The 18323-nt window shown below is 54.0% G+C and carries 23 protein-coding genes; 19 read left to right on the plus strand and 4 right to left on the minus strand.

Annotated elements, in window-relative coordinates; translation table 11 throughout:
* On the minus strand, positions 1–775 hold a 775-nt coding region (locus C3708_RS17165; RefSeq protein WP_103949746.1), incomplete at its 3' end, for a flagellin.
* A 240-nt stretch (positions 776–1015) separates the two neighbouring features.
* Between C3708_RS17165 and fliD the strand changes: the two genes are divergently transcribed.
* From fliD to amyA, 4 genes are all read left to right on the plus strand, one after another.
* Positions 1016–2419 carry a flagellar filament capping protein FliD gene (gene fliD, locus C3708_RS17170; protein ID WP_103946117.1) on the plus strand — a complete coding sequence of 468 codons (1404 nt, stop codon included), beginning with the start codon at positions 1016–1018 and terminating at the stop codon, positions 2417–2419.
* A 24-nt stretch (positions 2420–2443) separates the two neighbouring features.
* Positions 2444–2854, plus strand: coding sequence for a flagellar export chaperone FliS (gene fliS, locus C3708_RS17175; RefSeq protein ID WP_103946118.1), 411 nt, complete (start codon positions 2444–2446; stop codon positions 2852–2854).
* A complete protein-coding gene (fliT, locus tag C3708_RS17180; protein WP_103946119.1) occupies positions 2854–3213 on the plus strand; it encodes a flagella biosynthesis regulatory protein FliT in 360 nt (119 codons plus the stop codon). Before fliS ends, fliT begins: the two co-directional genes overlap by 1 nt.
* A gap of 107 nt (positions 3214–3320) precedes the next feature.
* Positions 3321–4808: an alpha-amylase gene (gene amyA, locus C3708_RS17185; RefSeq protein WP_103949747.1), complete on the plus strand. Its 1488-nt coding sequence runs from the start codon at positions 3321–3323 to the stop codon at positions 4806–4808.
* A gap of 80 nt (positions 4809–4888) precedes the next feature.
* On the opposite strand, the gene yedD is transcribed toward amyA, so the two are convergent.
* Both yedD and fliE read right to left on the minus strand, forming a co-directional pair.
* On the minus strand, positions 4889–5302 hold the full coding sequence (gene yedD, locus C3708_RS17190) for a lipoprotein YedD (RefSeq protein WP_103949748.1): 414 nt from the start codon (positions 5300–5302) through the stop codon (positions 4889–4891).
* 83 nt (positions 5303–5385) lie between these two features.
* Positions 5386–5703: a flagellar hook-basal body complex protein FliE gene (gene fliE, locus C3708_RS17195; protein WP_103946121.1), complete on the minus strand. Its 318-nt coding sequence runs from the start codon at positions 5701–5703 to the stop codon at positions 5386–5388.
* A gap of 228 nt (positions 5704–5931) precedes the next feature.
* On the opposite strand from fliE, the gene fliF reads away from it, so the two are divergent.
* From fliF to rcsA, 14 genes are all read left to right on the plus strand, one after another.
* Positions 5932–7617 carry a flagellar basal-body MS-ring/collar protein FliF gene (gene fliF / locus C3708_RS17200; protein ID WP_095282465.1) on the plus strand — a complete coding sequence of 562 codons (1686 nt, stop codon included), beginning with the start codon at positions 5932–5934 and terminating at the stop codon, positions 7615–7617.
* Positions 7610–8605, plus strand: coding sequence for a flagellar motor switch protein FliG (gene fliG / locus C3708_RS17205; protein ID WP_095282466.1), 996 nt, complete (start codon positions 7610–7612; stop codon positions 8603–8605). Before fliF ends, fliG begins: the two co-directional genes overlap by 8 nt.
* The gene (gene fliH, locus C3708_RS17210) at positions 8598–9305 is read left to right on the plus strand and encodes a flagellar assembly protein FliH (RefSeq protein ID WP_095282467.1); all 708 of its coding nucleotides are present in this window, start codon (positions 8598–8600) and stop codon (positions 9303–9305) included. The genes fliG and fliH overlap by 8 nt, the downstream gene beginning before the upstream one ends.
* On the plus strand, positions 9305–10675 hold the full coding sequence (fliI, locus tag C3708_RS17215) for a flagellar protein export ATPase FliI (protein ID WP_103949749.1): 1371 nt from the start codon (positions 9305–9307) through the stop codon (positions 10673–10675). The genes fliH and fliI overlap by 1 nt, the downstream gene beginning before the upstream one ends.
* A 21-nt stretch (positions 10676–10696) precedes the next feature.
* Complete coding sequence (fliJ, locus tag C3708_RS17220; protein ID WP_095282469.1) at positions 10697–11140, plus strand: flagellar export protein FliJ; 444 nt, start codon at positions 10697–10699, stop codon at positions 11138–11140.
* A complete protein-coding gene (fliK, locus tag C3708_RS17225) occupies positions 11137–12354 on the plus strand; it encodes a flagellar hook length control protein FliK (RefSeq protein ID WP_103949750.1) in 1218 nt (405 codons plus the stop codon). The genes fliJ and fliK overlap by 4 nt, the downstream gene beginning before the upstream one ends.
* A gap of 104 nt (positions 12355–12458) precedes the next feature.
* A complete protein-coding gene (fliL, locus tag C3708_RS17230; RefSeq protein WP_095282471.1) occupies positions 12459–12926 on the plus strand; it encodes a flagellar basal body-associated protein FliL in 468 nt (155 codons plus the stop codon).
* 4 nt (positions 12927–12930) lie between these two features.
* Entirely contained in the window at positions 12931–13935 is a 1005-nt protein-coding gene (gene fliM, locus C3708_RS17235; protein WP_095282472.1) for a flagellar motor switch protein FliM, read from the plus strand.
* A complete protein-coding gene (gene fliN, locus C3708_RS17240; RefSeq protein WP_095282473.1) occupies positions 13932–14345 on the plus strand; it encodes a flagellar motor switch protein FliN in 414 nt (137 codons plus the stop codon). The genes fliM and fliN overlap by 4 nt, the downstream gene beginning before the upstream one ends.
* Positions 14346–14347: 2 nt before the next feature.
* Complete coding sequence (gene fliO, locus C3708_RS17245) at positions 14348–14722, plus strand: flagellar biosynthetic protein FliO (protein WP_095282474.1); 375 nt, start codon at positions 14348–14350, stop codon at positions 14720–14722.
* The gene (fliP, locus tag C3708_RS17250; protein ID WP_095282475.1) at positions 14722–15459 is read left to right on the plus strand and encodes a flagellar type III secretion system pore protein FliP; all 738 of its coding nucleotides are present in this window, start codon (positions 14722–14724) and stop codon (positions 15457–15459) included. The genes fliO and fliP overlap by 1 nt, the downstream gene beginning before the upstream one ends.
* Before the next feature lie 10 nt (positions 15460–15469).
* Complete coding sequence (gene fliQ / locus C3708_RS17255; RefSeq protein ID WP_015959542.1) at positions 15470–15739, plus strand: flagellar biosynthesis protein FliQ; 270 nt, start codon at positions 15470–15472, stop codon at positions 15737–15739.
* A gap of 8 nt (positions 15740–15747) precedes the next feature.
* Positions 15748–16542, plus strand: coding sequence for a flagellar biosynthetic protein FliR (gene fliR / locus C3708_RS17260; protein WP_095282476.1), 795 nt, complete (start codon positions 15748–15750; stop codon positions 16540–16542).
* A gap of 409 nt (positions 16543–16951) precedes the next feature.
* Complete coding sequence (rcsA, locus tag C3708_RS17265; RefSeq protein ID WP_095282477.1) at positions 16952–17575, plus strand: transcriptional regulator RcsA; 624 nt, start codon at positions 16952–16954, stop codon at positions 17573–17575.
* 97 nt (positions 17576–17672) lie between these two features.
* Here rcsA and dsrB read toward each other — a convergent pair whose 3' ends face one another.
* A complete protein-coding gene (gene dsrB / locus C3708_RS17270) occupies positions 17673–17867 on the minus strand; it encodes a protein DsrB (protein WP_174348393.1) in 195 nt (64 codons plus the stop codon).
* Positions 17868–17995: 128 nt separating this feature from the next.
* Here dsrB and yodD point away from each other — a divergent pair, with 128 nt between their 5' ends.
* Complete coding sequence (gene yodD, locus C3708_RS17275; RefSeq protein ID WP_095282479.1) at positions 17996–18223, plus strand: YodD family peroxide/acid resistance protein; 228 nt, start codon at positions 17996–17998, stop codon at positions 18221–18223.
* Positions 18224–18323: the final 100 nt, after the last annotated feature.

Raw genomic sequence — 18323 nt, forward strand, 5'->3', positions numbered from 1 at the left:
GGCTGCGTGCAGCTGACAGGTTGTTTACGGTGTTGTTCAGGTTAGTGATGGTGGACTCGAAACGGTTCTGAGACGCACCCAGCAGGCTGCGCTGGTTATCAACAGATTTGATTGCCGCATCGATGTCAGCCAGTGGGCCGCCGTTAACACCACCGGTGGAGTTAACAGTACCGCTCAGAACGTCGAAGCCTTCAGCTTTCGTCGTACGCGCAGTGCCATTGATAGTCTGACCAGAGGTATCAAAGGTCGCGCCAGTTGCGCTGTACAGGTTGAAGGAATCAGAGCTGCTCAGGTTGATAGCGATAGTTTCGTTATCTTTAGAGCCAACCTGGAAGCTGTAGCTGCTTGAGCCAGTACCGGTGTTCAGTACTTTGATGCCGTTGAAGTCAGTCTGCGTGGTAACGCGGTTAACTTCTTCCATACGCTGGTTAACTTCAGCCTGAATGGAGTCGATGTCAGATGCAGAGTTAGAGCTGTTCTGCGCCTGAACGGTCAGGTCACGGATACGCTGCAAGTTGTTGTTGATTTCGCCCAGTGCGCCTTCAGCAGTCTGCGCCAGAGAGATACCGTCGTTAGCGTTACGTGCAGCAACGCCCAGACCGTTGATGTTAGAGGTGAAGCGGTTAGCAATCGCCTGACCCGCTGCATCATCTTTTGCGCTGTTAATACGCAGGCCGGAGGACAGGCGCTCGATCGCGGTGCCCAGAGAAGACTGAGATTTGCTCAGGTTGTTCTGAGTCATCAGAGAAAGGGTGTTAGTATTAATAACAGCCATGATGTATTCCTTCGAATTAGTTATCAGATTCAGGCAACTGCCCACGGCTTTCTTACCGTCATTCTGATTATCGACACTGCGTTCTCAACCTTTAGAAAAAAAGATCATTTTTTTAAAAGCCCAAACTACACATTATTTGCGGCCTTTATTTGCGCATTGTTTTTGCAAAATAACGCTAATCTTTTTTTCGTTTCTGCCGATAGACCATCCAGTGATTGTCTCAATAAAGGATGAAGTGTTATGGCAAGTATCAGTTCGCTCGGCGCAGGTACCAATCTGGGACTCAGTACGTTGTATGACAATTTACAGACAGCTGAGCAAACCAAACTGACACCTATTACTACGCAGCAAACCTCTTATAAAGCAAAACTCACTGCGTGGAACGTTGTTCAGGCCTCGTTAACCAAATTACAAACGGCTTCTGACGCGTTAAAAAATACCTCAGCTATTGCTCAGGCTAAGGTGTCCAGCACCAACTCGGCGTTCAGTACCACACTCTCAACCAGTGCGACTGCGGGAACCTATTCTGTTGAAGTGACTGGATTAGCCGCTTCACAGTCCTTGCTCAGCCCGAAAGTGGCCAGCAAAGATACCGATCTCGGTGATAGCAGCATGAGCTCGCGCACCCTGACGATCACGCAGCCGGGTCAGAAAGATCCACTGACAGTGACGTTGGCCAGCGATAAAACGAGCCTCTCTGATGTTCGTGACGCGATTAACGCCAAACAGGGCAGCGTGACCGCCAGTATCATTAAAGCGGATGACAACAGCTATTATCTGGCGCTGACCTCTCGTGACAGCGGCACAACGAATAAAATGACCGTCACCACGGATGACGCCGAACTGGCTAAATACGTGAGCTACGATTCGGCAGCATCCAGTAATGCGATGACTGAGCAAGTTGCAGCATCCGATGCGGTGGTCAAAATTAACGGGATTGAAATTACCCGTAGCAGCAACACGATTACTGATGCGCCAGAAGGCGTTACGCTGAATCTGACCAAAACGAATAAAGGCAGCCCGGAAACGCTGACGGTGGTTAAAGACAACCAGCCAATGCTCGATGCGGTTCAGGCGTTTGTCGATGCGTATAACTCGCTGCAAACCACGATTGGTAATCAGACGAAATATACAAAAGTGGATCAGGGCAACGGCGCGCAAGACACCAGCAACGGCGATCTGCTGGGCGACGGTACGCTGCGCAGTATTCAGACCCAGCTGCGTTCAAAACTGTCGGCAGCACAGGGTAGCGGTGAGTTAGCCACGCTGTCTCAGTTAGGTATCACCCAGGATATCACCGGCAAACTGACCGTTGACAGTACCAAACTGAATAAAGCGCTGACCGAGAAATCCGCAGATGTGGTCTCATTCCTGTCTGGCGATGGCAAAACCACCGGTTTCGCGACGCAAACCAGCAGCTTGTTGAAGAGTATTTTAGGCACCGACGGTTCAGTCAAAAATGCCACCGACGGTATTAACAAAACGCTGAAACAGCTTTCTGATCAATATGATCGCGTCAACGACCAAATTACCGCCACCATGGCGCGTTACAAAACGCAATTTACCAGTTTGAGTCAGCTTGTTTCTCAGATGGATTCAACAGGCAGCTATCTGACCCAACAGTTCAACGCCATGAACAGTTAATCAATGATGAGTTGAGGTTTTACCATGTATACAAAATCGGGGATTCAGGCATATGCTCAGGTCGGCGTAGAAAGCGCCGTCCTGAGCGCCAGCCCGCATCAGTTGGTGGTGCTCCTTTTTGATGGCGCATTAAGCGCCATGAAAAAAGCCATGATACTGATTGAGCAAGGGGATATTCCCGGTAAAGGGCAGGCGTTGAGTAAGGCTATCAACATTATCAGCAACGGTTTGCAGTCAGGTATCAACCATGACGTTGGCGGAGACCTGGCAACAAATCTTGATAGCCTTTACGACTACATGACAAGGCGTCTTTTACAGGCCAATCTTCATAATGATATCAATGCCATCAATGAAGTGGTTGAGTTGCTGAATAACATTGCTGACGCCTGGAAAGAGATAGGCCCACATTCTCAAAACGTGCGGGACAATTACTAATGGAAGCCAATCTCGGGTTGCTCCAGCATTATCAGCAGTTGTTAGCCACCAGCACCGCAATGCTGGTTCTGACAAAATCTGGGCGTTGGGATGAGCTTATTGCTTACGAAGTCGATTACCTTTCGGCCGTAGAAAAACTCACACGATTCCAGGATGCCAGCGAAATTGCGCCCCATTTACAGGCGCAAATCCGCCCTATTCTGAAACAGATCCTTGATAATGAAGTTGAGTTAAAAGCGTTATTAAATCAGCGCATGGAAGAGTTAAGAGCTCTGGTTGGGCAAACGTCCCGACAACATAATCTCAATGCGGCCTACGGACGTTTATCAGGTAATATTCTTTTCCCCAATGATCTCTAGATTGGCGACGACCAAGACCCCAGCGGGTGAATGAAATTTCATATTTCACCCGCTAACTCTTCCTATCTCAACCATACTGTCTGTGTCCTCATTCTGGAGCACGGAAGATGAAAAACCCCACTCTATTACAATGTTTTCACTGGTATTACCCCACGGGCGGTGAACTGTGGCGGGAAGTGACCGCACTGGCCCCGAATCTCAACGAAATCGGCATTAACATGATTTGGCTGCCACCGGCGTACAAAGGCGCATCGGGCGGCTATTCCGTCGGATACGACTCTTACGATCTGTTCGATCTCGGTGAGTTTAATCAGAAAGGTTCAGTGCCAACCAAATACGGCGATAAAGCCCAGTTGCTGGAAGCGATTGACGCGTTAAAAAGCAATGAGATCGCCGTACTGCTGGACGTGGTGGTGAACCACAAAATGGGCGCAGATGAGAAAGAGTCGATCCGCGTGCAGCGGGTGAATGAGCAGGACAGAACGCAGATTGACGACGAGGTGATCGAATGTGAGGCCTGGACGCGGTACACCTTCCCGGTTCGCGCCGGGCAGTATTCCGAGTTTATCTGGGATTACAAATGCTTCAGCGGCATCGATCACATTGAAAACCCCAACGAAGACAGCATCTTCAAAATCGTGAATGATTACACCGGCGACGGCTGGAACGATCAGGTCGATGATGAGATGGGGAATTTCGACTACCTGATGGGCGAAAACATCGATTTTCGCAATCATGCGGTCACCGAAGAACTGAAATACTGGGCGCGCTGGGTGATGGATCAAACGCACTGCGACGGTTTTCGCCTCGATGCGGTAAAACATATTCCCGCATGGTTCTATAAAGAGTGGATCGAACACGTGCAGGAAGTTGCGCCCAAGCCGCTGTTTATTGTGGCCGAATATTGGTCCCACGAAGTCGACAAACTGCAGCAATATATCGAGCAGGTGGAAGGCAAAACCATGCTGTTCGATGCACCATTGCAGATGAAATTTCATGAAGCGTCCCGCCAGGGCCGCGACTACGACATGAGCCAGATTTTCACCGGCACGCTGGTCGAAGCCGATCCGTTCCACGCCGTGACGCTGGTCGCCAACCATGACACTCAGCCGTTACAGGCGCTGGAAGCCCCGGTCGAATCCTGGTTTAAACCACTGGCCTATGCCCTGATTTTGCTGCGTGAAAATGGCGTGCCGAGCGTGTTCTATCCAGATTTATTCGGTGCCAGCTATGAAGATACCGGCGGGGATGGTGAAACCTACCCAATCGTGATGCCGGTTATCGAACAGCTCCACGAACTGATCCTCGCCCGCCAGCGCTTTGCCCACGGCGTGCAGACGCTATGGTTTGATCATCCGAACTGTATCGCCTTCAGCCGCAGCGGCACGGATGAAGATCCGGGCTGTGTCGTCGTGATGTCCAACGGGGACGATGGCGAAAAAGTGCTGTGTCTGGGGGAGAATTACGGTAACAGGAGCTGGCGAGATTTCCTTGGCAACCGTGAAGAAACCGTCACCACCGCCGCCGACGGCGAAGGGACATTCACCTGCAAAGGCGGCAGCGTGAGTATCTGGGTAATGGAGGATGTGTTGTAGCCTGGGGAAATTTTGCCGGGTGGTGGCTGCGTCTTACCCGGCCTACAGTCCGATGTGTAGGCCGGATAAGCGAAAAAAATCTACTTCACCTGGCTCTCAAGCGGATTCTTGGTCAGGTAATCGGCGCATTCTACCGTCGGACGGTCGACGCGCTGCAATTCCATTCCATCATATTCCAGGGTGTTGCCATTGCGTTCAAGCGGGTAGATATCTAGCTTGCGGGTGACATTATAAAAATCATCGGAACGCAGCATGATTTTACCCGGTACCGCCACCACGCGCTGCCACTGACGGCAGTCGAGAGTATCGCCCTCCTCCGTCACCACCAGCGTAGCAATCGCTTCCGGGCTGACCATTTTACTTTGCGGCCCTTTCGACTGCCAGTAACCCGCCAGATTTGAAGGAACAGGATGCTTGATCACGTCCTGATAATTATCGACCTGTACACAACCGGTTAACGCCAGCAGTGCGCCAACCATAATACTTTTTTTCATCATCTTTCCTGCCTGTGAAGAAAAAAAGATTGTGGCATTAAAGCGTTAAAGCCGCCAGCGTAAGATGGTTTTCGTCGCAGGAACTACACCTGCATGCCCATCACTTCCTGGTAAGCCGCTACCAGCTTGTTACGTACCTGAATCCCCATCTGCAAAGAGACCGATGATTTTTGCAAATCGGTCATCACATCATTGAGCGCCACACCCGGTTCGCCGAGGGAGAATTTTTCTGCCTGCACGCGGGCCGCGTTTTGTGTGTCGCTGATGCGATCGAGTGCGGCGTGCAGTTGCCCTGCAAAGCTGACCGTCGATTGCGTATCCGCCGAAACGTCCTGATTGCGGGCCGTCATCGCCGTTGCCTGCAACTGACCGATCACCCCTTCAATGCCCTGTATAGCCATGACTCTCCCCTGGATGGTTTTTTACGCGGTTAAGACTAGCACCTTGTCAATAAGATAATGGCGGTAAATAGCGTTAAAAAACCAGGTTATTTGACGCATAGAAAATCCCGAATCATCAAATAATGGCAGGGCCATCAATATGGACCTTTTGTCGTGTTTGCCGACCCGGGAGTCAGTTTTGTTTCACTACACGAATCACGTAATCCACATCGAGCCTAGAGGTGCGTTATGACTGCGACAGCATCTGCAGCACCGCAAAATAAATCGCTCGAGTGGATGAATCGCCTGCGTGCGAACCCTAAAATCCCGTTGATCGTGGCAGGCGCTGCCGCTATTGCGATTCTCGTGGCGATGGTCCTGTGGGCGAAAAGCCCGGACTACCGCACCCTTTACAGCAATCTTTCCGATCAGGACGGCGGGGCTATCGTTACCCAGCTGACCCAGATGAACATCCCTTACCGCTTTGCGGATAACGGCGGTGCGCTGGAAGTGCCGGCCGACAAAGTTCACGAACTGCGTTTGCGTCTGGCTCAGCAAGGCCTGCCGAAAGGCGGCGCGGTCGGATTTGAACTGCTGGACCAGGAAAAATTCGGTATCAGCCAGTTTAGCGAGCAGATCAACTACCAGCGCGCGCTGGAAGGCGAACTGGCCCGCACCATTGAAACGCTCGGCCCGGTGAAAAGCGCTCGCGTACACCTGGCGATGCCAAAACCGTCTCTGTTCGTTCGCGAACAAAAATCCCCTACTGCCTCTGTGACCGTCAATCTTGAGCCTGGCCGCGCGCTGGACGAAGGACAAATCAGCGCCGTGACTCACCTGGTCTCAAGCGCCGTCGCAGGTCTGCCGCCGGGTAACGTCACGGTGGTCGATCAGGGCGGTCATCTGCTGACGCAATCCAACACCAGCAGCCGCGACCTGAATGACGCGCAGCTTAAATATGCTACCGATGTCGAAGGTCGCGTCCAGCGTCGTATCGAAGCGATTCTTGGTCCGATCGTCGGCACTGGTAACGTACACGCGCAAGTCACCGCCCAGATTGATTTCGCCAATAAAGAGCAGACCGAAGAGCAGTACAGCCCGAACGGCGATGCGGCTCAGGCGGTGATGCGTTCTCGCCAGCTGAATACCACCGACCAGATTGGTGGCCAGAATCCAGGCGGCGTTCCAGGCGCGCTCTCGAATACCCCTGCCCCGGCAAACGCGGCGCCAATTTCAACACCTCCGGCGAACCAGCAAAACGCTCAGCAGAATAATGGTCAACAGCAGACCACGTCGACGGCGGCAAACGCCGGTCCGCGTAATTCCAGCCGTAATGAAACCACGAACTACGAAGTGGACCGCACCATTCGCCACACAAAAATGAACGTCGGCGATGTGCAGCGCCTGTCCGTTGCCGTGGTGGTGAACTACAAAACGCTGCCGGATGGAAAGCCACTGCCGCTGACCACCGATCAGATGAAACAGATCGAAGACCTGACCCGCGAAGCGATGGGCTACTCCGAAAAACGCGGTGACTCCCTGAACGTGGTTAACTCGCCGTTCACAGCAACCGACGAATCAGGTGGCGAATTGCCATTCTGGCAACAGCAATCGTTTATCGATCAGCTGATGTCCGCAGGCCGCTGGTTACTGGTGCTGATTGTCGCATGGCTGCTGTGGCGTAAAGGTGTTCGTCCACAGCTGAACCGCCGCGCAGAACAGCTCAAAGCCGCACAAGAAAGCATGAATACGCGTCAGGAAACGGAAGATGCTGTTGAAGTTCGTCTGAGCAAAGACGAGCAAATGCAGCAACGCCGCGCCAATCAGCGCATGGGCGCTGAGGTGATGAGCCAGCGTATTCGTGAAATGTCAGATAACGATCCACGCGTCGTCGCGCTGGTGATCCGCCAGTGGATGGGTAACGAAGATGAGTAATCTTAGCGGTACAGATAAAAGCGTCATTCTGCTGATGACCATCGGTGAAGATCGTGCGGCGGAGGTGTTTAAACACCTCTCCCAGCGCGAAGTTCAGGTGCTCAGTGCGGCAATGGCGAACGTGCGTCAGATTTCCAATAAACAGCTAACAGAAGTACTGGCCGAGTTTGAGCAGGAAGCGGAACAGTTCGCTGCGCTCAACGTCAACGCCAACGACTACCTGCGTTCGGTCCTGGTCAAAGCGCTGGGCGAAGAACGTGCAGCCAGCCTGCTGGAAGATATTCTCGAAACGCGCGATACCGCCAGCGGCATCGAAACGCTCAACTTTATGGAGCCGCAGAGCGCCGCCGACCTTATTCGCGACGAGCACCCGCAGATTATCGCTACCATCCTGGTTCACCTCAAACGTGGCCAGGCGGCAGATATTCTGGCGCTGTTCGACGAACGCCTGCGTCACGACGTGATGCTGCGTATCGCTACCTTTGGCGGTGTCCAGCCAGCCGCGCTGGCAGAACTGACCGAAGTGCTGAACAGCCTGCTCGACGGCCAGAACCTCAAGCGCAGCAAAATGGGCGGCGTGAGAACGGCAGCAGAAATTATCAACCTGATGAAAACGCAGCAGGAAGAAGCGGTTATTACCGCCGTTCGCGAATTCGACGGCGAGCTGGCTCAGAAAATTATCGACGAGATGTTCCTGTTCGAAAACCTGGTCGAAGTCGACGACCGCAGCGTTCAGCGCCTGCTCCAGGAAGTGGACTCCGAATCTCTGCTTATCGCCCTCAAAGGTGCCGAGCAGCCGCTGCGCGAGAAATTCCTGCGCAACATGTCTCAGCGTGCGGCGGATATCCTGCGCGACGACCTTGCCAACCGTGGCCCGGTTCGTCTGTCTCAGGTGGAAAACGAACAGAAAGCGATCCTGCTCATCGTTCGTCGTCTGGCCGAGACTGGCGAGATGGTGATTGGCAGCGGAGACGATGCATATGTCTAATGAACTGCCGTGGAAGCGCTGGACTCCGGACGATCTGGCGCCACCCATGACGGAGTTTATGCCCGCGCTGGTTCAGGCCAGCGAGGAAGACGTGACGGACGATGCGCCAGAGCTGAGCGAAGAAGAGCAGCGCGCGCAAATGCTGGCGCAGTTGCAAATGCAGGCGCATGAGCAAGGCTACACCGCCGGAATGAACGAAGGCCGCCAGCTTGGCCACCAGCAGGGTTATGAGGAAGGTAAAGCGCAGGGTCTGGAACAGGGCCTTGAGCAGTCTCGCCAGCAGCAAGCCCCGGTACATGCGCGGATGCAGCAGCTGGTGAGCGAGTTTCAAAACACGCTCGACGCGCTCGATAGCGTGATTGCCTCGCGTCTGATGCAAATGGCGCTGGAAGCCGCGCGTCAGGTGATTGGCCATACGCCCGCGGTGGATAACTCCGCACTGATTAAACAGATTCAGGGTTTGCTCCAGCAGGAACCGCTGTTCAGCGGTAAACCGCAGCTGCGCGTGCATCCCGATGATTTACAGCGCGTCGAAGAGATGCTCGGCGCGACGCTGAGCCTGCACGGCTGGCGTCTGCGCGGCGATCCATCGTTACACCACGGCGGCTGCAAAGTGTCGGCTGATGAAGGCGATCTCGATGCCAGCGTCGCCACGCGCTGGCAGGAATTGTGCCGTCTGGCTGCACCGGGAGTTGTCTGATGACCGCCCGTCTCACGCGCTGGCTCACCACTCTCGATAACTTTGAAACGAAGATGGCGCAACTGCCGTCTGTTCGTCGTTATGGGCGTCTGACCCGTGCCACCGGGCTGGTACTGGAAGCCACTGGCCTTCAGTTGCCGCTCGGCGCGACCTGCGTGATCGAACGCCAGGACGCCAATGAAACCCGCGAAGTCGAAAGCGAAGTCGTCGGTTTTAACGGACAACGTCTGTTTTTAATGCCGCTCGAAGAGGTGGAAGGCATTCTGCCCGGCGCGCGGGTGTACGCCAAAAATAATACCGGCGACGGGCTGCACAGCGGCAAACAATTGCCCCTCGGTCCGGCGCTGTTAGGCCGCGTGCTTGACGGTGCGGGTAAACCGCTCGACGGACTGCCTACTCCCGACACCACCGAAACCGGCGCGCTGGTGACTCAGCCCGTGAACCCGCTGCAACGAACGGCGATTGAACACGTACTGGACACCGGCGTGCGTCCGATCAACGCCCTGCTGACCGTCGGTCGCGGGCAGCGTATGGGCCTGTTTGCCGGTTCGGGCGTCGGGAAATCGGTGCTGCTCGGCATGATGGCGCGTTACACCGAAGCCGACGTGATTGTCGTTGGCCTTATCGGGGAGCGTGGTCGTGAAGTTAAAGATTTTATCGAGAACATTCTCGGCGCCGACGGACGCGCACGTTCCGTGGTAATTGCCGCTCCGGCGGACGTGTCTCCCCTTCTGCGCATGCAGGGCGCGGCATACGCCACCCGTATCGCCGAAGATTTCCGCGATCGCGGCCAGCACGTATTGCTGATTATGGATTCCCTCACCCGTTATGCGATGGCGCAGCGTGAAATCGCGCTGGCGATCGGTGAACCACCGGCGACCAAAGGCTATCCGCCGTCGGTGTTTGCCAAACTGCCTGCCCTGGTTGAACGCGCGGGTAATGGCGTGAGCGGCGGCGGTTCCGTCACTGCATTTTATACGGTACTGACCGAGGGCGATGACCAACAGGACCCGATTGCCGACTCGGCGCGTGCGATCCTCGACGGTCATATCGTGCTTTCCCGCCATCTGGCGGAAGCGGGTCACTATCCGGCGATTGATATCGAAGCCTCGATAAGCCGTGCGATGACCGCTCTGATTACCGAAAAGCATTACGCCCGCGTGCGTAACTTTAAACAATTACTTTCAAGCTTCCAGCGCAACCGCGACCTGGTGAGCGTCGGGGCTTATGCCAAAGGCAGTGATCCGATGCTCGACAAAGCGATTACGCTCTGGCCGCAGCTGGAAGCTTTCTTGCAACAAGGTATTTTTGAACGTGCCGACTGGGAAGACTCGCTTCAGGCTTTAGAGATTATTTTCCCGCAGGTGTAACACAGGTGGAGGGCGAAGATCATGGCGCAAAATGGCGCGTTAGCTACGCTAAAAGATCTGGCTGAAAAAGAAGTTGATGATGCCGCATTGCAGCTTGGCGCAATGCGACGAGGTTATCAGCAGGCTGAAGAACAGTTGACGATGTTAATCGACTATCAGCATGAATATCGCACCAACCTCAATACCGATATGACACAGGGCATTGGCAGTCAGCGCTGGATTAACTATCAGCAGTTTATCCAGACGCTGGAAAAGGCGATAGAACAGCATCGCCAGCAGTTGTCCCAGTGGGACCAGAAAGTTGATAAGGCGCTGAATTTCTGGCGTGAGAAAAAGCAACGTTTGCAAGCCTGGACGACGTTACAGAACCGCCAGGCTAGCGCGACACTGCTCGCCGAGAACCGCCTTGATCAGAAGAAAATGGATGAGTTTGCCCAGCGCGCATCAATGAGGAAACCGGAATGATCACACTGCAACAACTGCTGATGACCGACACTGACCTGTCCGGCGGTACGCAGGCTGGAAAAGGCGCTGACGGCGCACAAGATTTTCTGTCTTTGCTGGCGGGCGCTTTAACCGACACCGCAGGCCAGGGTAAAGAGGCGCCGCTGACGTTGGCCGATCTCAAGGCCGCTGGCAGCAAGCTGTCAAAAGCTGCACTCCTGAAGGACGGTGACAGCGCCGTTCCGACCAAACTCGCCGCTTTGCTGGCGCGCCAGGATGTGCTCACTGCCGCCGATGACACGGCTCAGACCGCAACTTTGCAAAGCCTGGTATCAGGATTACTGCCTGCTACTCACGGCGATGCGCTGAAATCACTCACAGCAACGGCACAGAAAGACGATGCCAAAGCGGATCTGAGCGAAGAAGAGCTGGCCGGGCTGAGTGCGCTGATGGCTATGTTGCCGCATCAACAAACGGCCACTGCCGCAGCATCACAGGCAGTTGATGCCAGTCCGGTGACGACGCAGCCGACGACCGCACAAACGGCTGCGGGACGCGGTTCGTTGTTGAGCGCGGATGTGCCTCTGCGCGGCAAAGCGCAGGAGAGCCACACGGATACTGACAACGGTGCCCTGTCCGCCGGTGCACAGTTAACGCCCGTCGCCGCCGCAGCAGCTGCGAAGCAGGAAGCGGTAAGCTCTGCGTCGTCTTCGTCACCAACGGCTACGCTCGCGCCCATCATGACCAGTCACGTGAGCGCCCCGCCCGCTGCGACCGTAGCCACTGCGCCGGTTATCAGCCAGCCGCTGGGCACGCACGAATGGCAGCAGGCGATCAGCCAGCACGTTACGCTGTTCACCAAACAGGGCCAGCAAAGCGCTGAACTGCGCCTGCATCCGGAAGACCTGGGACAAGTGCAAATTTCGCTTAAACTTGATGAAAACCAGGCTCAGCTACAGATGGTTTCGGCTCATGGCCACGTGCGTGCTGCACTGGAAGCCGCCCTGCCTATGCTGCGCACGCAGCTGGCGGAAAACGGCATTCAGCTGTCGCAAAGCAGCATCAGCAGTGAAAGCTTCGCCGGGCAGCAACAGTCTTCATCCCAGCAGCAACAGCAGGCTTCCCGTTCCGGCCAGACCGGTGGATTTAATGATGAAACGGATGAACTGCTGGCAACCCCTGCTGCATTGCAGTCCGCAGCGCGTGGAAACGGCGCCGTAGACATCTTTGCCTAAACGCCAGAGGTAGCGTGATTATCTCCGTCTTTTCCACGCTTTGACCAAAGCAGGACACGGGATAATCACTCTATTAGCTGTACCAAACAGGAAGCTCGTATCAGATGACTGACTCCGCTATCACCAAAAAAGGCAAGCGCTCCATCTGGGTCCCGCTGCTGGTGTTAATTACGCTCGCCGCGTGCGCGACCGCTGGCTATAGTTACTGGCGTGCACAACAAGCGCCGTCAGCCGCTGCCAAAGCAGAACCCCCGCCGCCTCCGGCCCCGGTCTTTTTCGCACTGGATACGTTCACCGTTAACCTCGGTGATGCGGATCGCGTGCTGTATATCGGCATTACCCTGCGTCTGAAAGACGAAGCGACGCGTACCCGTCTGAGCGAATATCTGCCAGAAGTACGTAGCCGTCTGTTACTGCTTTTCTCTCGCCAGGACGCCTCCGGGCTGGCAACCGATGACGGTAAGCAAAAGCTGGTTGAAGCCATCAAGCAGACGCTGGCACCGCCACTGGTAACCGGTCAATCTAAGCAGGAAGTCACTGACGTTCTGTACACAGCTTTCATCCTGCGGTAGAGACATGGGCGATAGTATTCTTTCTCAAGCGGAAATCGATGCGCTGCTTAATGGCGACAGCGACAAGAACGATGATCCTCAACCGGGACTGGGCGGCGAACCTGATATTCGCCCCTATGACCCGAATACCCAGCGTCGCGTGGTGCGCGAGCGCCTGCAGGCGCTGGAGATCATCAATGAACGATTTGCGCGTCAGTTCCGTATGGGACTGTTCAACCTGCTGCGTCGTAGCCCGGACATCACCGTCGGGGCGATCCGCATTCAGCCTTATCATGAGTTTGCACGCAACCTGCCGGTGCCAACCAACCTTAACCTGATCCACCTGAAACCGCTGCGTGGCACCGGGCTGTTCGTGTTTTCTCCGAGCCTGGTGTTTATCGCCGTGGATAACCTGTTTGGCGGTGATGGACGTTTTCCGACGAAAGTCGAAGGACGCGAGTTCACCCATACCGAACAGCGCGTGATCAACCGTATGTTGAAGCTGGCGCTGGAATCCTACAGCGACGCGTGGAAAGCGATTAACCCGCTGGAAGTGGAGTATGTGCGCTCGGAGATGCAGGTGAAGTTCACCAACATCACCACCTCGCCTAACGACATCGTGGTGAATACGCCGTTCCACGTGGAAATCGGCAATCTGACCGGTGAATTTAATATCTGCTTGCCGTTCAGCATGATCGAGCCTCTGCGCGAAGTGCTGGTGAACCCGCCTCTGGAAAACTCGCGCAATGAAGATCAAAACTGGCGCGAGAATCTGGTACGTCAGGTTCAGCACTCACAGCTTGAACTGGTGGCGAGCTTTGCGGATATCCCGCTGCGCTTGTCCCAGATCCTGAAATTACAACCCGGCGATGTTCTGCCGATAGAAAAACCCGACCGCATTATTGCCCATGTGGATGGCGTACCGGTATTGACCAGCCAGTATGGCACTGTGAACGGTCAGTACGCGTTGCGCGTTGAGCACTTGATCAATCCGATATTGAATTCGCTGAATGAGGAACAGCCCAAATGAGTGACATGAACAATCCGTCCGATGAAAACAGCGGAGCACTGGACGATCTGTGGGCTGATGCGTTAAACGAGCAACAGGCAACCCCGAGCAAAAGCGCGGCGGACGCGGTGTTTCAACAGCTGGGCGGCGGCGACGTCAGCGGCACGCTGCAGGACATCGACCTGATTATGGATATCCCGGTCAAGCTGACCGTCGAACTGGGCCGTACCCGCATGACCATTAAAGAACTGCTGCGTCTGACGCAAGGTTCCGTCGTGGCACTTGACGGTCTGGCCGGTGAGCCGCTGGATATTCTGATCAACGGCTATCTGATTGCTCAGGGCGAAGTTGTCGTCGTGGCCGATAAATACGGCGTGCGTATTACTGACATCATCACCCCATCCGAACGTATGCGTCGTCTGAGCCGTTAAGCATGAAAACTCAGGCAACGGTATCACAACCCTCTGCGGTTCCCGGCTCGCCGCTGCTGCAAGTCAGCGGTGCGCTGTTCGGTATTATTGCCTTTATTCTGATCGCGGCGTGGCTGGCTAAACGTTTTGGCCTGGCGGGTAAAACCGCCCACGCGCGCGGCCTGAAAGTCAGCGCCAGTACGTCGCTCGGCCCGCGCGAACGCGTCGTTATCGTTGATGTGGAAGACGCCCGCCTGGTGTTGGGCGTAACCGCATCACAGATCAATGTGTTGCATAAACTGCCTCCTGCGCCGGAAACAGCGTCAGAGAACGCAGAGAATCCAGCGGATTTTCAGTCCGTTATGAAGAGTTTGCTTAAGCGTACCGGGAGATCGTGATGCGCCGTGTGTTGTCCCTTACGCTTGCAGGCCTCGGCCTGTTTGCTCCTTCTGTGTATGCGCAATTGCCTGGTCTTATCTCTACGCCTATCGCGGGTGGAGGACAGAGCTGGTCCCTGCCGGTGCAGACGCTGGTTTTCATTACCGCGCTGACTTTTATCCCGGCCATTTTGCTGATGATGACCAGCTTCACCCGCATCATCATCGTCTTTGGTTTGCTGCGAAATGCGCTGGGTACGCCCTCTGCGCCACCAAACCAGGTGCTGCTCGGATTGTCCCTGTTTCTGACCTTCTTTATTATGTCGCCGGTTATCGACAAGATTTACGCCGACGCCTATCAGCCGTTCAGTGAAGACAAGATTTCGATGCAGGAAGCGCTGGAAAAAGGCGCTCAGCCGCTGCGTGAATTCATGCTGCGCCAGACCCGCGAAGCCGACCTGGCGCTGTTTGCCCGCCTGGCAAATGCCGGGCCAATGCAAGGGCCGGAAGCGGTGCCGATGCGCATTCTGTTGCCCGCTTACGTAACCAGTGAGTTGAAAACTGCATTCCAGATTGGCTTCACTATTTTTATCCCGTTCCTGATTATCGACCTGGTGATTGCCAGCGTCCTGATGGCGCTCGGTATGATGATGGTGCCCCCCGCCACCATTGCCCTGCCCTTTAAGATAATGCTTTTTGTACTGGTCGACGGCTGGCAGTTGCTGGTCGGTTCACTGGCGCAGAGCTTCTACAGTTGAGGCGCTCTCGATGACTCCTGAATCGGTCATGATGATGGGCACGGAAGCGATGAAAGTCGCCATTTCCGTTGCCGCGCCTCTGCTATTAGTGGCTCTGGTCACCGGTCTGGTGATCAGTATTTTGCAGGCAGCGACGCAGATTAACGAAATGACGCTGTCGTTCATTCCAAAAATCATTGCCGTTTTCGTGACCATTATCGTCGCCGGGCCGTGGATGTTAAACCTGTTGCTGGATTACATGCGCAATCTGTTTACCAATCTGCCGTACATCATCGGCTGAAAATCTGAATGCTACACTTCACCAGCGATCAGTTTATCCAGTGGCTTGGGCTCTATTTCTGGCCGCTGCTACGCGTGATGGCGCTGATCATGACGGCGCCAATCCTCAGCGAAAAATCGATTCCCAAGCGCGCTAAAGTCGGGCTGGGGTTACTGATTACCTTTGTCATTGCGCCTTCACTGCCGCCGGTTGACGTGCCGATTTTCTCCCCGCAGGCAATCTGGCTTGCGCTACAGCAGGTGCTGATCGGCGTAGCGATTGGCTTTACCATGCAGCTGGCGTTTGCAGCGATTCGTACCGCCGGTGAGCTGATTGGCCTGCAGATGGGGTTGTCGTTCGCCACCTTTGTCGATCCGGCCAGCCATCTCAACATGCCGGTGCTGGCACGCCTCATTGATATGCTGGCGATGCTGCTGTTCTTATCGTTCAACGGCCACCTGTGGCTCATCTCAATGCTGGTTGACACCTTCCACACGCTGCCGGTCGGCGGAAATCCGGTCAACAGCAACGCGTTTCTGGCGCTGACGCGTGCCGCAGGGCTGATTTTCCTCAACGGGCTGATGCTGGCGCTGCCGGTCATTACCCTGCTCCTGACCGTCAACCTCGCGCTGGGCTTGCTGAACCGCATGGCGCCACAGCTTTCCGTATTTGTCATCGGTTTCCCGGTTACGCTGACCGTTGGCATGATATTGATGGCGCTGTTAATGCCACTTATCGCTCCTTTCTGCGAACATTTATTTGGTGAACTATTTAATTTGTTGGCCGATATTGTTCACGAACTACCCCAGAATAATAATCCCTGATGTTTATATTGTCTCTCTAAGGATATTCTTAAAATAAAACATGAAAAACATCTACCAGGATATATCTGGTGCGGTTTATTTGTTTTTATGCCCCTCACAATACTCAACATTTACTTTACTTTAAGATGATTCCTGGCAAATTATACGTAACTTTACGGGATAGTGAGTCCGCCTGAAAGTCTTTGTATTGCTCACAGGTAATACCCGAAATAATTCGAGTTGCAGGAAGGCGGCAAGCCTGAGAATCCCCAGGAGCTTACTCAAGTAAGTGACTGGGGTGAGCAGGCGCAGCCAACGCACCTGCAGCTTGAAGTATGAAGGGTATATACTTTTTATTCCATCCCGTATGGCTGTTATGAGCTCTCAGGCAGGTGGTGAATTATCGTTACGCATTGAGTGAGGGTATGCCATGTCAACGATCATTATGGATTTATGCAGTTACACCCGGCTAGGGCTAACCGGGTATCTGGCAAGCAGAGGGGTTAAAAAGCGAGACATCAACGATGTGCATGATGTTGGTGAACTTGAAGCCGCTTGTGACACTTACAAGCCTGGCGTGGTGTTTATTAATGAGGACTGTTTCATTCACGATCCAGCCAACAGTCAGCACATTAAGCAGATCATTAATCAACATCCTAAAACCTTGTTTATTGTTTTTATGGCTATTGCGAATATCCATTTTGATGAATATTTGCTGGTACGTAAAAATTTATTGATCAGTTCTAAATCAATTAAGCCCGAGTCGCTGGATGACATTTTGGGTGATTATTTGAATAAAGAGACAAAGAGTGTAGCGGAATTTAACTTACCCACGCTATCATTAAGCCGCACTGAATCGAGTATGCTCAGAATGTGGATGGCGGGACAAGGGACAATTCAAATATCCGATCAGATGAATATCAAAGCTAAAACGGTATCGTCACACAAGGGTAATATTAAAAGGAAAATAAAAACGCATAATAAACAGGTTATCTATCATGTTGTTCGTCTGACGGATAATGTGACCAACGGTATTTTTGTCAATATGCGCTAATTATTTATCTCTTCACACAACATCAATCTCTGGCCTTGCCAGAGATTTTTCGTTTTCTACGGCCGGGCAAGTCGACGCTTACCCGACGCGCAGCGATTCATTCAGAGTCGGACAGTTCCACAAAGATGCCATCTGAATGGCCAATCTCGTTAAAGAACCAGATTCCGAGCGGGTAATCTTCCAGCGACACCAGGTACATGATGCCTTCGTTGAACTGTTCCACTGCCAGTACTACGCCTGGGCGGCGCGGTCCGCCGTCCGTCTTGACGGTGACCCGATCGTTGACCTTCATAAAATCCTCCTGTGGTTTTGAGCCAGTGTAGAACAAAACGCAGCAACTGACAGCGGGCGCAAGCGTGAGTGGCGCTTTTGTGGGCAGTCTATACTTAACGCTGGAGACGGCGAAATGAGGTATGAGTAATGAAGACCGCGAAAGAGTACAGCGACACCGCGAAACGCGAAGTCAGCGTCGATGTCGATGCCCTGCTGGCCGCGATAAATGAAATCAGCGAAGGTGAAGTTCGTCGCGCCGAGGATGACCCCACGCGCGTCAGTATCGATGGGCGGGATTATCACACCTACCGCGAACTGGCCGAGGCGTTTGAGCTCGACATTCATGACTTCAGCATCAGCGAAGTGAATCGTTGAGGCGAAAAAAATCCCGGTCATGGGGATGACCGGGATCAAACTTGCTTATGCAAGAAGCACTTGTAAATTCGTTACACCAGGAAATCTGATGTGGGATTTA

It is taken from the genome of Lelliottia sp. 7254-16, assembly GCF_002922995.1.
Classification (GTDB): domain Bacteria; phylum Pseudomonadota; class Gammaproteobacteria; order Enterobacterales; family Enterobacteriaceae; genus Enterobacter; species Enterobacter jeotgali.

Coding starts and splice junctions, on each gene's coding strand:
- fliD (WP_103946117.1), top strand. CDS start 1,016: ATGGCAAGTATCAGTTCGCTCGGCGCAGGTACCAATCTGGGACTCAGT.
- fliS (WP_103946118.1), top strand. CDS start 2,444: ATGTATACAAAATCGGGGATTCAGGCATATGCTCAGGTCGGCGTAGAA.
- fliT (WP_103946119.1), top strand. CDS start 2,854: ATGGAAGCCAATCTCGGGTTGCTCCAGCATTATCAGCAGTTGTTAGCC.
- amyA (WP_103949747.1), top strand. CDS start 3,321: ATGAAAAACCCCACTCTATTACAATGTTTTCACTGGTATTACCCCACG.
- yedD (WP_103949748.1), bottom strand. CDS start 5,302: ATGAAAAAAAGTATTATGGTTGGCGCACTGCTGGCGTTAACCGGTTGT.
- fliE (WP_103946121.1), bottom strand. CDS start 5,703: ATGGCTATACAGGGCATTGAAGGGGTGATCGGTCAGTTGCAGGCAACG.
- fliF (WP_095282465.1), top strand. CDS start 5,932: ATGACTGCGACAGCATCTGCAGCACCGCAAAATAAATCGCTCGAGTGG.
- fliG (WP_095282466.1), top strand. CDS start 7,610: ATGAGTAATCTTAGCGGTACAGATAAAAGCGTCATTCTGCTGATGACC.
- fliH (WP_095282467.1), top strand. CDS start 8,598: ATGTCTAATGAACTGCCGTGGAAGCGCTGGACTCCGGACGATCTGGCG.
- fliI (WP_103949749.1), top strand. CDS start 9,305: ATGACCGCCCGTCTCACGCGCTGGCTCACCACTCTCGATAACTTTGAA.
- fliJ (WP_095282469.1), top strand. CDS start 10,697: ATGGCGCAAAATGGCGCGTTAGCTACGCTAAAAGATCTGGCTGAAAAA.
- fliK (WP_103949750.1), top strand. CDS start 11,137: ATGATCACACTGCAACAACTGCTGATGACCGACACTGACCTGTCCGGC.
- fliL (WP_095282471.1), top strand. CDS start 12,459: ATGACTGACTCCGCTATCACCAAAAAAGGCAAGCGCTCCATCTGGGTC.
- fliM (WP_095282472.1), top strand. CDS start 12,931: ATGGGCGATAGTATTCTTTCTCAAGCGGAAATCGATGCGCTGCTTAAT.
- fliN (WP_095282473.1), top strand. CDS start 13,932: ATGAGTGACATGAACAATCCGTCCGATGAAAACAGCGGAGCACTGGAC.
- fliO (WP_095282474.1), top strand. CDS start 14,348: ATGAAAACTCAGGCAACGGTATCACAACCCTCTGCGGTTCCCGGCTCG.
- fliP (WP_095282475.1), top strand. CDS start 14,722: ATGCGCCGTGTGTTGTCCCTTACGCTTGCAGGCCTCGGCCTGTTTGCT.
- fliQ (WP_015959542.1), top strand. CDS start 15,470: ATGACTCCTGAATCGGTCATGATGATGGGCACGGAAGCGATGAAAGTC.
- fliR (WP_095282476.1), top strand. CDS start 15,748: ATGCTACACTTCACCAGCGATCAGTTTATCCAGTGGCTTGGGCTCTAT.
- rcsA (WP_095282477.1), top strand. CDS start 16,952: ATGTCAACGATCATTATGGATTTATGCAGTTACACCCGGCTAGGGCTA.
- dsrB (WP_174348393.1), bottom strand. CDS start 17,867: ATGAAGGTCAACGATCGGGTCACCGTCAAGACGGACGGCGGACCGCGC.
- yodD (WP_095282479.1), top strand. CDS start 17,996: ATGAAGACCGCGAAAGAGTACAGCGACACCGCGAAACGCGAAGTCAGC.